Here is a 14157-nt window from a genome sequence, read left to right as displayed (position 1 = left end):
CTAAAAGTTCGCACTCAACTGCACCACAAACGTTCGTGGTGGCGAAACATCCATCGGGCGGACGCTGTATTCTGTGTTCAGGAGGTTATTTATCATGCCCTGTAGGCGAAGATTCTTTGTGATCCCAACCCCCATGCGCAGGTCCATCGTGAAATGGCTTTTGTTGTTCTCTTGCCAGTAAGAATGCAGGTCGCCAAAGAGGATGCCGCGCACATGATCCCAGAGGTTGGGCATTCCTTTCGTGCGTTCGTCCACCATAAAGTAATCGACTGCCAATGTCTTGCTTTTCCACGCCAGGTTGGTGCCGATCGAGAAGTTTTTCCATTCCAGGTCGAACATCGCTTTGAGCGTATGCTTCTGGCGGTATTTGAGGTAGCGCGAGTCGTTCGACTTCGAGCGCATGGCCAAGAGATCGGTATTGGCTTCTTCGGCGGCGTTGCGTTCGTCGACATCAAGGTCGATCGGCATAGTAAAGACATACCCCAGATTGTAGGCCAGCCGGGTATCGGGATTAAACGCGTAGAAACCGGTGGTGGAAAGGTCTACGCCATAGATCTCCGCCCGTCCCGCGTTGACAAACTGAGCGCCAATGCCCATATTCTCGATCCCGCCGGTCAGTAAGCTGATCAGTCCATCGAGGCTTTCGACATAATTGAAGTCTCTCTTGTCGAAGAGGCCCAGGCGGAACTCGATCATATCTTTATACCGGGTATAGAAACCGGCCAGATCGACAAAGCCTTGCAGATTGCCGAATTTATAGCCCTGCTTGATGCCGATCTCCGCATTGTATCCGCTCTCCGCTTTCAGGTTCGCATTGGGGAAAGCGCCGATACCGCCGATATCTTTCAAGACATGTTTCTCAACGACCGACGGATAACGGTAGCCCTGCCCGAACGAAGCGCGGACGAAGCTATATTCCGCCAATTCGTAGTTCAACCCACCGCGGAAGACCGGCTTGACCGGCACATCCATACCGAAGATCTCCGTCTCCGCTTCGCGGTAGCTCTCGTCGATCCGGAAATACTCCAATCGCCCACCGACAGAGACGTTCAGGCGGTCTAAAAGCTTATGATCGTACTGTGCAAACAAGGCGGCGTTGTCGCTGCGGTGGCGTCCGGTGACTGCCGAGTTGATATACACATGGTCGTAACTTGCCCCGACAGTTAGTTGCGAATGGTCGAACTTTTTGCTGAACTGGTAATCCATCGCATAGGCGGTGGTATAGTCGGTCGGGCTTACCCCGTTGGAGGGCGGTGTAAGGGCGCCGGTGAGCCAGGGAATAGCCTGGTCGGCACTGGAGGGCAGCGGCGTATGTCCCATCACCCAGGATACCAGATCCATATAATCCGCCGGCCGACCGGTGGGGAAATAATCTTTCAGGATCTTCTTCGCTTCGCCGATCAGGCCGTTCACATTGCCGTTCATCAACTGCGGCAGGTAGGGCAGGAAGCGCGGCAATAGTTTCGTCTGCCAGTTCTGCCCCAGATCGACTACCTCGTTGATGCGGTTGTAGTCGAAGCCCATGTTATTGGCGATGTCGAAGATATTTTTATCCGTCGTATGTGTCACGATTTGATTGCCGCGCCGGAAGAAACGTCCCTTGAAGCGGTGGGTTGTTCCCTTTTCGTCGTTCGTATAGTTGAGGAACGGATCGATCTGAAACATATACTCCCGCCGTCCCATATTGGCGAGCGGCGACTGCTGGTAGGCCTCTTGGGGCGAGCGCCAGATAAAGAAGCCGGTGTAGTCGTTGGTCAGGAAGTTGGCGTTCGCACCGAAGTTCAGGCCGTACACACGGGGATGGTGATAGGTCAGGTTGCCGCCGATGCGGAAGCGTTCCGTATCGTTATCGCTGCGGTAGCCCTCGTCTTTGAAGTAGTTCAGGCCTACCGATAGGTCGAAGTCCTTGATGCGCCGGGAGTGCGAGGCCTCGATGCCCGTGTAGAGCGGGTTGTGGTAGTCGCCCTCCCACCATTTATAACTCTTTTCTTTGGGATTGCCGTAGATGCCGGCGTAAGTATGGATACGTGTGGAAGGTTCGAGCCCCGGACGTTTGGTGCGTACATTGATCAAGCCGTTCAATGCAGACGAGCCATACAATACGGAAGAGGCGCCTTTTAATACCTCGACCTGTTCGATGTTCTCCATCGGGATCACGTTCCAGTTGATCTCACCCGAGCCGGGAGTCAAGGCCGACATGCCGTCGATCAGGATCAGGCTTCGGCTACCCACGCCGTAGGTCCAACCACTGCCGCTGCGGATGCTGGGCTGGCGGTCGGTAACCTCCACGCCGGGGATGGTTTTCAATACCGTTGTCAGATCTGTCGGCGACTGTTTGGCAATATCGGGAGCTTTCAATACCTCCATCGAAACGGTTATCTCATTGAGTTTCTGCTCGTAGCGCCCGACGCTGACCACCACCTCTTCCATCAGTTGCGTTTCCATCTGCAAGGCTACGTTCAATGTCTTCGTTTGGTGTTTGGCAACGAATAACGGAAGCGACTGTGTCTGATAGCCCAGGTAACTGAACACAAGCGTTGCCCCTTTTTCCGGCAGGTTGATCTCATACCGCCCGTCCTTGTCGGAGACCACGCCGACCGTTTCCGATTGCTCTTTATAATAGATGTTTACGCCGGGCAATACCTCGTTAGTCGTCTCATCGTAGACATATCCGCTCACCTGTTGTCCATAAGCCACAGTAGAGATCAATAGAAAAAACAGAATCGCATGGTATAATTGTTTCATCTCCTAAGTATTTGAATAGGGGATAAATATACTTAAATCTCCCGAATAGAAAGAAAGAACTTTTTAATCAGACGAATATTCGGGGGAAAGGGACGAATGAAGAGAAGTGTAACTTCATTGTGATGAATAATACTATCTTAGTGTCCTCGCCTGGTCAGGCGAGGACATCGAGATACTGGATTGATAACTTTTGAGTCAGGAGAGGACGATTTGATAGTGTATCTGCTATTTTTGAGGCGGTGAAGTGGTTGTCCTTTTCTCTAAATATTCTTTAATATCCTCCAATATACAATCCGGATGTTCATACACAAACTTGTTTTCATATCTGAGGATATGAATCCCCAGCTTTTCTTTTATATAGTTCGTGCGTTTGTCATCATATTCTTCATTACCGACGTGTACTTGCCCATCCAATTCTATGGCTAAACGAATCTGCGGACAGTAAAAGTCCACGATATAAGCCCCAATACTCTGTTGGCGTCTAAGTTTTAAACCTTCAACTTGGCGATTTTTTATCAGTTGCCACAATTCTATTTCGGCATGAGTGGAGTGCGTGCGTAGATGGTTTCGGTAAGATTTGCAATCCTTATGGTTAATGAGCTTATCTGGATTCATAGTTTCTGGTATTTAATTGTGTGTAAATATCAGAAATTTCTGTGGAGAAAGCAAGTGTTTTTAGAAAACAACCACTCTACCATCGCAAGCGATGGTCCCCCTCGCCTGACCAGGCGAGGACATCAAGATAGTATATTTAATGTTTTGGGGTCAACCTCAATCAAAGAAATGAAAGGAGTGTTTATTACACCGGCTTCACCCCTTTCTCCTCCAGCATCTTCAGCGCAATATCTTTGAGCCTGAATTTTTGGATCTTGCCGCTGCCAGTGAGGGGGTAGGCGTCGATGAAGAAGATGTATTTCGGGATCTTGTGGCGGGCGATCTTGCCGCGGCAGAAGTCTTTGACCTCTTCTTCGGTGACGACGGCCCCTTCTTTGAGGATGATAAAGGCGCCAACCTCTTCGCCGTATTTCTCCGAGGGGATACCGGCTACCTGCACATCCTGCACGCCTTCAAGATGGTAAAGAAACTCTTCGACCTCACGCGGGTAGATATTCTCTCCCCCGCGGATAATCATATCCTTGATGCGGCCGGTGATGCGGAAATAGCCTTCTTCGTCTTTCACGCCCAGGTCGCCGGAGTGCAGCCAGCCGTCTTTGTCGATCGCTTCGGCTGTTGCTTCCGGATTTTTGTAGTAGCCTTTCATCACCAGGTAACCGCGACAGCAGACTTCGCCTTGCGTGCCGACGGGGCATTCTTCGCCGGTCTCGGGATTGAAGATCTTGACTTCGGTGAAAGGGTATTCTTTTCCGACGGTGGTGCAGCGGGCTTCGAAGGAGTCTTCCGTCACGGAATGCGTCATGCCGGGCGAGGTCTCCGTCAGACCGTACACGCTGGTGATATGGGTGATGTGCATCTTCTCGGTCACCGCCCGCATCAGTTCGATCGGGCAGAGGGAGCCTGCCATGATACCGGTGCGCAAGGAAGTGAGGTCGAACATATCGAACATCGGATGGTTCAACTCGGCGATAAACATGGTCGGCACGCCGTATAATGCCGTGCACCGCTCCTTATGCACCGAGGCTAAGACGGTCAACGGATCGAATTTCTCGACCATCACCTGCGTGCTTCCGTGTGTCATCACATTCATCGACGCCAAGGTGATACCGAAACAATGGAACAATGGAACGCAACAGCAAAGCTTGTCGTCGGCCGTGAAGTTCATGCCCTCACCGGTGAAGTATCCGTTGTTGGCGATATTATGATGGGTCAGCATCACCCCTTTGGGGAAGCCGGTCGTGCCCGAAGTATATTGCATATTGACCACATCGTGGCAACTGACTTTCTTTTTCGCTTCTTCCAGTGTTTGATCACTGATATTCTGCCCGAGCAATAAGATCTCCGGCGTATTATACATGCCCCGGTACTTCTCTTGCCCGATGTAAACGACATTCTTCAGGTGAGGAAAACGTTTGCTGGAGAGGAAACCTCGTTGTGCCTCCCGTAACTCGGGCAGCATCTCGTAGGTCATGTCGATATAACTGCCGTCGAAGACCCCTTCCGTAATACATAAAGTATGAATATCGGCATTGCCGACCAGGTATTCCACTTCATGTTGCTTGTAGTTGGTATTGACGGTCACCAGTACCGCGCCGACCTTAGCCCCGGCATAGACAAACGTCAGCCAGTCGGGCACATTCGTTGCCCAGATCCCGACATGCGTGCCGTGTTTGACACCGATCGCCATCAGTCCTTTGGCCATATCGTCGACCCGCTGATTGAACTGCTTCCAGGTGAAGCGCAGGTTGCGGTCGGAATACACCAGATATTCTTTGTCGGGAGTCACCCGTGCCCAATGTTCGAGCCAGTCTCCCAGTGTTTTGTCTTGCAGTTGATATTCTTTTCCCATAGATCAATAAGGCGTATAAACAACCCCCAGAATCCGGGCAGTCTCGTTCGTGGCGGCATGTACGTGGTGGGCGACTATCGAATCGTAATAGATGCTGTCGCCGGCTTCCAATACATAGATGTTCTTGCCGTAATTGATTTCCACAACCCCTTCCAATACATAGATAAATTCTTCCCCTTCATGGGTGGAGAGCACAAAATCGACCCCCTCTTCCGAAGGCGCGATATCGATCAGGAACGGCTCCATATGGCGCCCCGACTTGTCTTGCGACAAGGAGTGGTAGACCATGTGTTTCCGCCCGTGCGATTCGTTATTGGTGAAATTGATGCTGTTCTCGTCCGAATTGTCTTTGCGCCGGCTGATCACCGGACCGAGCTCCGCCTGGTCGTCGAGGAACGTGCCCAGACGCACACCCAATACCCGCGCGATCTTGATTAGCGGAGCCAACGACGGGAAATCCACATTTCCTTCGATCCGTTCGATTTGTTCTTTACTCAAACCCGAACGTTCGGCTATCTCCTCCATACTCAACTGCTTTGTCTCGCGCAACGCTTTGATCTTCTCTCCAATGATCTTGTTATTCCCCATCTTTTCTCTTATTATGGTATTTTGCTATGGATTGTTAATTAAATTCTTCTTTTTGATGATGATTTGTAATTAAACGCCGCAAAATTAAGAGAATATTTCATTTCAACAAAACATATGAGAGAGAAAACAACTATCCTCTCTTTATCTCCCCTATATGATTCCGAATCAGCGAGAGTATTTCCCTTTTCCGGTGGGAGTATTTGTTTGTTGATAATTATCAACAAATGAATGGTCCCTACAATTCGCTCATATACAGTATATAATACTTTCTGCTGAAATAGGGAGAAAAATTGGGGGCTTGGGGCGATAAAAGGAATAAAAAAGGGGCCTTCCTTTCGGAGGCCCCTTAGCTTGGGTATGAAGATTTTATCTTCTGATGCCTAATTCTTTGATGATCGCACGGTAACGGGTGATATCTGTTTTGATCAGGTAATCCAACAGACGACGACGTTTACCTACTAACTTCTGAAGTGACCGGGTAGTACCGAAGTCTTTCCGGTTCTTTTTCAAGTGCTCAGTCAGGTGACTGATGCGATACGTGAAAAGCGCGATCTGGCTTTCAGGAGATCCTGTGTCGGTTGCAGACTTAGCATTTCCGTGCTTTTCGAATAATTCTTTTTTCTTTTCTGAATCTAAATACATGATTCTTTGATACTTTAATAAATTAATACTATGTTATTTAAGCGGGTGCAAATATAAGGCTTTATTTTGGAACAACAAGTATTTCTCTCTCTTTTTCTGAAGAATTATCGATCCGATACCCCCTCTTTCTCGATTAGAAATCGTAACTTTGCACCCACTAAAAATTAGTCTTCGATGCAAAAGATCAGAAACATTGCAATTATTGCCCATGTCGACCATGGCAAAACAACCCTTGTAGATAAAATGTTATTAGCCGGCAAACTGTTTCGTGAGGGACAGGCGGAGCCCGACCAATTCCTTGACAATAACGATTTGGAACGTGAACGTGGCATTACGATTTTAGCCAAGAACGTATCTATCAACTACAAAGGATATAAAATCAATATTATCGATACTCCGGGCCATGCCGACTTCGGAGGGGAAGTGGAACGTGTGTTGAATATGGCGGACGGTTGCCTGTTGTTGGTGGACGCCTTCGAAGGGCCGATGCCGCAGACGCGCTTCGTATTGCAGAAAGCGATCCAGATCGGACTGAAGCCGATCGTAGTTATTAATAAGGTAGACAAACCCAACTGCCGCCCTTCGGAGGTGCAGGAGATGGTGTTCGACCTGATGTTCAACCTGGACGCGACGGAAGAGCAATTGGATTTCCCAACGATTTACGGTTCGGCCAAGCAAGGCTGGATGTCGGACGACTGGAATAATCCGACCGAAGATATTCAACCCCTGTTGGATGCGATTATCGAATATATCCCGGAGCCTGAGGTGTACGAAGGACCGACGCAGATGCTGATTACCTCGTTGGACTACTCCCAGTATATCGGGCGTATCGCTATCGGACGGGTACATCGGGGTGAGGTGCGCGAAGGACAAGATATCATGTTATGCAAACGCGACGGCTCGATGGTGAAGTCGCGCATCAAAGAAGTGAATGTTTTCGAAGGACTCGGACGTACGAAGGTCGCCTCCGCCAGCTCGGGAGATATCTGTGCCCTGGTGGGCATCGATGGGTTTGAGATTGGCGAAACGGTTGCCGACCTGAACGAACCGGAGGCTCTGCCGACCATCGCGATCGATGAGCCGACCATGTCGATGCTCTTTACGATCAATAACTCGCCTTTCTTCGGAAAAGATGGTAAATACGTTACCTCCCGCCATATATACGATCGCCTGCAACGCGAACTGGACAAGAACCTGGCCCTGCGGGTCGAACCGACCGACTCGGCGGATGCCTGGCTGGTCTACGGACGGGGCATCCTGCATCTGTCGGTATTGATCGAGACCATGCGCCGCGAAGGCTATGAACTACAGGTGGGACAGCCGCAGGTCATCATCAAAGAGATCAACGGAGAGAAATGTGAACCGGTAGAACAGCTGACGATCAACGTGCCGGAAGAAAGTTCCAGCCGCATCATCGATATCGTGACCCGTCGGAAAGGGGAAATGACGATGATGGAGAGCAAGGGCGACCGGATCTTCCTCGAATTTACGATCCCTTCACGTGGGATTATCGGCATGAACAACGCCCTGTTGACAGCTTCGGCCGGTGAGGCGATCATCGCGCACCGCTTCCTGGAATTCCAACCCTGGAAAGGAGATATGGACAAACGTCAGAACGGATCGATCATTGCGATGGAAACGGGTACAGCTATTGCTTATGCCTTGAATAACCTACAATCGCGTGGCCGCTTCTTTATCCCGCCGGGTGAAGATATCTACGCCGGACAGGTCGTGGGTGAAAACTCCAAAGATGGCGATCTGGTAGTGAATCTGACGAAAACCAAGAAATTGACCAACGTACGCGCATCGGGAACGGACGATAAGATTATCCTGGCTCCGCCGGTCCTCTTCAGCCTCGAAGACGCCCTGGAGTATATCCGCATCGACGAATACGTAGAGATCACCCCCAACCACATGCGCATGCGCAAAATCATCCTCGACGAGACGGAAAGGAAAAGAGCTTCGCGGTAATTAGCTTCTTTTTTCGGCTTTATTTATTGTATACAGCCTATTTGTAGAATAAAGAAATATCTTGCGGAGAACTTCGTTTGAGATTGATTTCACAAAGGTCAATGACCTACGAAGTAACGAATAACGCCCAATCTCTAAGTCTTTGAAAATGAGATATTAATATTCTCCTCAGAAACTACCGGTAGTTTGCGAACAAAATACCGGTAGTTTGTCGACAAAATATTAGTAGTTTGCGCGCAAAGTACCGGTAGTTTGAAAAAGGGAGTTGGGGTAGGTTTCAAATCGGGTGAAACTTGGACAGTTTCTATCGGAACGCCCTGTGACAGAGCAATTGTGCGACAAGAGGTTATGCAGACTAAGGCAAGAAGCGGACAGATAGCGACTTATCGCCAATTTGCACTTTTCGCATCGGGTAATGAGGTGGTAACCGAACTTTATCTTATCTTTGTCTATTGACTGTAAAGGCTGTCCTGCAAGACAAGTCGAACAAAGGGCTTTCCGCACTCACCATCAAACGGCTGTCCTCGGCTGTCCGCTAACCGCTTTTGAGTCACACCTTTAGGATAGAGGATGCGCCCTGACAATCTTTGAAAGCGAGCTTTCATGATTGCGCTTGGCTTTCACTCTATTTTGTGCATCCCTGAAGCATAGTGGGGAAAGATTGGATTTGCTATAAAGATGAAATAAAAGAGATATGAAGCCGGAAGACTTAGAAAACATCGAAGAAGAACACAACGAAAAGAAAGAAACAGGAGAGACAGACGCACCTCTTCAGGAAGAAACCACTCCGGAAGGGGAAGCGCACTCGGAATATAAAATGCCGGAGAAATCAGGCACGCGGCAATACCATTTGTCGGGCATGTACCAGAATTGGTTTCTGGATTATGCTTCTTATGTGATCCTGGAACGTGCCGTTCCCCATATCTACGACGGATTGAAGCCGGTACAACGCCGGATCCTGCACTCGATGAAGCGGCTGGATGACGGCCGCTACAACAAAGTGGCCAATATCGTCGGACATACCATGCAGTTTCATCCTCACGGGGATGCCTCTATCGGGGATGCTTTGGTACAACTTGGGCAGAAAGACTTGCTGATCGACTGTCAAGGGAACTGGGGGAATATACTGACCGGCGACGGAGCGGCTGCGCCTCGTTACATCGAAGCGCGGTTGACTAAGTTCGCCTTGGAAACAGTCTTCAATCCGAAAACCACCGAATGGCAAAGTTCATACGACGGACGAAACAAAGAACCGATCACCCTACCGATCAAATTCCCGTTATTGCTGGCGCAAGGCGTCGAAGGGATTGCCGTAGGGCTTTCTTCCAAAATACTACCGCATAACTTTAATGAGCTGCTCGATGCCTCGATCGCCTATCTGAAAGAAGAGGAGTTTACGCTTTATCCCGATTTTCAAACAGGCGGTTATATCGATGTAACGAAATATAACGACGGAGAAAGAGGCGGTTCGGTTAAGGTTCGGGCCAAGATCGGCAAGGTCGATAACAAAACACTGGTCATCACCGAAATACCTTACGGAAAAACGACTACAACGATCATCGAGTCGATCCTCAAAGCCAACGATAAGAATAAAATAAAGATAAAGAAGGTCGACGACAATACGGCGCAGAACGTAGAGATCCTGGTGCATCTGGCGCCGGGCGTTTCTTCGGATAAAACAATCGATGCGCTCTATGCCTTTACGGATTGTGAGATCAGTATCTCGCCCAACTGTTGTGTGATCCGGGATAATAAACCGCACTTCCTGACGGTGAGCGATGTATTGCGCCATTCGACGGATAACACATTGCACCTGTTGCGTACAGAACTTGAGATCGAAAAGGCCGAACAGGAAGAAAGTCTCTTTTACGCTTCACTGGAACAAATCTTTATCGAAGAACGGATCTACAAAGACAAAGAGTTTGAAGAGGCGAAGAATATGGATGTGGCCATCGGGCATATCGACAAGCGGCTGGAGCCGTTCAAACCCAACCTGATCCGCGAAGTCACCCGGGAAGATATCCTGCGCCTGATGGAGATCAAGATGGGACGTATCCTCAAATTCAACGCGCAGAAGAATGAAGAGCTGATCGCGCAGATACTGAAAGACATCGAGCGCATCAATCATCATCTGGAGAATATTGTGGCCTATACCATCGACTGGTTCGAAAAGCTAAAAACAAAATACGGCGCGGCCTATCCCCGGCGTACGGAGATCCGCAACTTCGATACGATCGAAGCCACCAAGGTGGTGGAAGCAACCGAAAAGCTTTATATCAACCGGACCGAAGGATTTATCGGTATGGCATTGAAAAAAGATGAGTTTGTCTGCAACTGCTCCACAATCGATGATATCATTATCTTCTACCGCAGCGGAGTGTATAAGATCGTGAAAGTGGCCGATAAGATGTTTGTCGGTAAGGATGTGTTGTATGTCAATGTCTTCAAGAAAAACGATAAACGAACGATTTATAACCTGGTCTACCGCGACGGAAAAGATGGTTTCAACTATATCAAGCGCTTCTTTGTCACCGGTGTTACCCGGGATAAAGAATATGATGTGACGCAAGGCACGAAAGGTTCGCGCATCCTCTACTTCAGTGCCAACCCGAATGGCGAAGCGGAAACGATCAAGTTTGTGCTCAAGCCCAAACCCCGTCTGAAAATACTGGTATTCGAAAAAGAGTTCAGCGACATCCTGATCAAAGGAAGAAGCTCGATGGGAAATATCCTGACCAAGTTCGAGATCCACAAGATCACCTTCAAGCAAAGAGGAGGCTCTACATTGGGCGGGCGCCAAGTATGGTTCGACTGGGACGTGTTACGCCTGAATTACGACGGACGTGGAGAGCTTTTGGGCGAGTTCCATAGCGAAGACCGGATCCTGGTGGTACTGCGCAATGGTGATTTCTACACGACCGGCTTTGACGTGAGCAATCACTATGAAGATAATATCTTACTGATTGAAAAATATGATGCGCAGAAAGTATGGACCTGCGCATTGTTCGACGCCGACCAGGGTTACCGTTACCTGAAACGGTTCCAACTGGAAGCGACCAATAAGAAGCAAAACTTTATCGGGGAGAATGCGAACAGCCGATTGTTCTTGTTGACCGACGAAATGTATCCGCGTATCGAAGTGGTCTTCGGTGGTGCCGACAGCTTCCGGGAGTCGCTCATCATCGACGCCGAAGAGTTCATCGGCGTGAAAGGCTTCAAAGCTAAAGGGAAACGGTTGACCACCTTCGAAGTGCAGACCATCAATGAATTGGAACCTACCCGCTTCCCGGACGAAAACAGACCACAGGAAGAGTCGGCACAGGTTGAAGATGAAAACGAAGAGGATAACTCTGACAAGCAGAGCAATACGGACATCATTGATGAGATCACCGGCCAGATGAAGCTTTTTGATGATTAGCCCATGAAACCAATCTGGCTGATACCCCTATTTCTTTGCCTGGCCTTGCCCTTGGCAGCACAATCAGAGAAGAATAACGATCCTTATCCGGTGAACGAGGGTACGCTGGTGGGTATAGGCGGCTCCAATCTGAAGGACACCTATCTCTCCCCCGGGAAGAATATGAATTATACAGGGGTCGGATTGCGCATTCTGAACGAACGGATGCGCTTGACTCGCTTGGCTGATCATAGAATCTCTCGCCAGCAGGTCCTCAATGTTGATATCGCCTTTACCAACAACCCGGCGGAAACGGCTACGAACTTCGCCGGATTTATCGATTACAGCCTGGGGTATCATTACCGCTTTAAGCCACTGCCGCAGCTGAAGATACTCACCGGAGGCTCCCTACGGGGCATGGGTGGTTTCATCTATAATACCCGCAATGGGAATAATCCCACTTCCGCCAAAGTCGATATCGACTTAAACCTTTCTGCCATGGCGATCTACGGACTGAATATCGGAGATTACCCGCTAACCTTCCGCTATCAGATGGAACTGCCTTTTCTGGGCGTGTTCTTCTCGCCGCATTATGGGCAATCGTACTATGAGATCTTTAACCTCGGAAACTATTCGGGCGTAGTCAAAGCCAACTCTTTCCACAACAAATTCGCGATCCGGAACTACCTGACGATTGATTTCCCTATCCGGAATGTAACGGTACGTGCCGGCTATCTGCATAGCTATTATTATACGGATGTAAATAATCTCCAGACCCATATCATCTCCCATTCGTTTGTGATCGGGCTGGTGAAAGAATTCCATTCGTTTGTCATCCGACGGGCGAAAGACCGGGAAAAGCATAAAAGCGCTTTTTATTAAATATATGAAAAAGGCTTGTCTATTGCTATCGCTTGTACTACTGGCCGGATGTGAAGACACCGGCGACTATTCGCTTTCCCCCCGTGAGAACTTCGAATCTCTATGGCAGATCATCGATGAGCATTACTGTTTTTTCGAATACAAACAAATCGATTGGGATGAGGTGCATGCGCGCTACAGTCGGGAGGTGAGTGACTCGATGGATCAATATCAGCTTTTCGAGAAGATGGGAGATATGCTGAACGAATTGAAAGACGGACATACCAATCTGATCTCCTCTTTTAATGTTTCCCGCTACTGGGATTGGTATGAAGACTATCCGCTCAATTTTTATAAGAATATACAGAAAAAATACCTGGGGAAGTCCACGGAATATCAGGTTGCCGGCGGCATAAAATACCGACGACTGGCCAATGAGGAGGTTGGTTATCTCTACTACGAAAGCTTTGCCGAAGGGATAGGAGAATCTAACCTGGATTATGTCTTCGATCATTTCAGCGGCTGCAAAGGGCTTATCATCGATGTGCGCAACAACGGTGGAGGTTCGCTCACCAATTCCGACCGGATCGCCTCCCGCTTCATCCGGGAGAAGCTTTTGGTGGGCTACATCCAACATAAGAAAGGCAAAGGGCATGACGACTTCTCCGATCCCTATCCGATCTATCTCTCCCCTTCGCCCCGAGTCAAATGGTTTGCCCCGGTGGTGGTCTTAACCAACCGACAATGTTATAGTGCGACGAACGATTTTGTTCAGAAAATGCGCATGATCCCCCACGTAATCATTATGGGCGACCGAACGGGTGGAGGCAGTGGCTTCCCCTTCAATTCGGAGCTTCCCAACGGCTGGGGCGTCCGTTTCTCTTCCAGCCCCTTATTGGATGCGAACAAAGAGCATACCGAATTCGGTATCGACCCGGATATCGCCGTCAATATCCCCCCCGATGATTTCCAGAAAGGCATCGACACGATCCTGGAAGAAGCCATCCGCCACCTCACAGAAAAAAACCACTAAACTCTTGTCAATTCCTGAAAAAGATTTACCTTTGCCCCCGCAAACCATGCGGCTGTGGTGTAATTGGTAGCCACGCCAGACTTAGGATCTGGTGCTTCACGGCGTGGGGGTTCGAGTCCCTTCAGCCGCACAAGGTTAAAAATCCTCCTGATTGAGTTCAGGGGGATTTTTTGTTTGGGGGTGGTTTATAGGTGGTTATGGGTTATTCTATTCTTTATTGTTTTTGTAAAGTTCGAGTCCTTTGGGTGCTAAATCGTAACCTGATTTTTGAAAATTAGAGTGGGTTACTGTTTAACATTTTCAAAGGTGCTTATTCCTTTAAATACCAATTTGTTATGACGTTCGTTTGGGTTACTGTTTAACATTTCAAACACAATTTTTTATGACAAAAACAACGTTTAAAGTAACGTATGTGCTAGCACATACTATAAACCCTCTCCTCTGAAAGTTATTGCA

The 14157-nt window shown here is 48.9% G+C and carries 9 protein-coding genes and 1 tRNA gene; 5 read left to right on the top strand and 5 right to left on the bottom strand.

Annotated features, from left to right (window positions below; all coding sequences use genetic code 11):
- The 5 genes from M2133_RS06710 to rpsO form a co-directional block, all read right to left on the bottom strand.
- Positions 1 to 2745, bottom strand: coding sequence for a TonB-dependent receptor (locus tag M2133_RS06710; protein WP_277465258.1), 2745 nt, complete (start codon positions 2743 to 2745; stop codon positions 1 to 3).
- A gap of 225 nt (positions 2746 to 2970) precedes the next feature.
- Positions 2971 to 3360 carry a DUF559 domain-containing protein gene (locus tag M2133_RS06705; protein WP_277465257.1) on the bottom strand — a complete coding sequence of 130 codons (390 nt, stop codon included), beginning with the start codon at positions 3358 to 3360 and terminating at the stop codon, positions 2971 to 2973.
- A gap of 184 nt (positions 3361 to 3544) precedes the next feature.
- Positions 3545 to 5209 carry an AMP-binding protein gene (locus tag M2133_RS06700; protein WP_277465256.1) on the bottom strand — a complete coding sequence of 555 codons (1665 nt, stop codon included), beginning with the start codon at positions 5207 to 5209 and terminating at the stop codon, positions 3545 to 3547.
- A gap of 3 nt (positions 5210 to 5212) precedes the next feature.
- Positions 5213 to 5797, bottom strand: coding sequence for an XRE family transcriptional regulator (locus M2133_RS06695; RefSeq protein ID WP_277465255.1), 585 nt, complete (start codon positions 5795 to 5797; stop codon positions 5213 to 5215).
- A gap of 366 nt (positions 5798 to 6163) precedes the next feature.
- Complete coding sequence (rpsO, locus tag M2133_RS06690; RefSeq protein WP_277465254.1) at positions 6164 to 6439, bottom strand: 30S ribosomal protein S15; 276 nt, start codon at positions 6437 to 6439, stop codon at positions 6164 to 6166.
- 174 nt (positions 6440 to 6613) lie between these two features.
- Between rpsO and typA the strand changes: the two genes are divergently transcribed.
- The 5 genes from typA to M2133_RS06665 all read left to right on the top strand — a co-directional run bounded on the left by typA (position 6614) and on the right by M2133_RS06665 (position 13831).
- The gene (typA, locus tag M2133_RS06685) at positions 6614 to 8410 is read left to right on the top strand and encodes a translational GTPase TypA (RefSeq protein ID WP_277465253.1); all 1797 of its coding nucleotides are present in this window, start codon (positions 6614 to 6616) and stop codon (positions 8408 to 8410) included.
- Positions 8411 to 9104: 694 nt separating this feature from the next.
- Positions 9105 to 11828, top strand: coding sequence for a DNA gyrase/topoisomerase IV subunit A (locus tag M2133_RS06680; protein ID WP_277465252.1), 2724 nt, complete (start codon positions 9105 to 9107; stop codon positions 11826 to 11828).
- Between the two features lie 3 nt (positions 11829 to 11831).
- Entirely contained in the window at positions 11832 to 12689 is an 858-nt protein-coding gene (locus M2133_RS06675) for a DUF3316 domain-containing protein (RefSeq protein ID WP_277465251.1), read from the top strand.
- Between the two features lie 4 nt (positions 12690 to 12693).
- Complete coding sequence (locus tag M2133_RS06670) at positions 12694 to 13701, top strand: S41 family peptidase (protein ID WP_277465250.1); 1008 nt, start codon at positions 12694 to 12696, stop codon at positions 13699 to 13701.
- A 48-nt stretch (positions 13702 to 13749) separates the two neighbouring features.
- Positions 13750 to 13831 (top strand) — tRNA-Leu (locus tag M2133_RS06665).
- Positions 13832 to 14157: the final 326 nt, after the last annotated feature.

It is taken from the genome of Parabacteroides sp. PF5-6, from assembly GCF_029504695.1.
GTDB lineage: Bacteria > Bacteroidota > Bacteroidia > Bacteroidales > Tannerellaceae > QVMG01.
The sequence above is the reverse complement of the archived record's forward strand: the minus strand, read 5'-3'. Positions and strand labels throughout refer to the sequence as shown.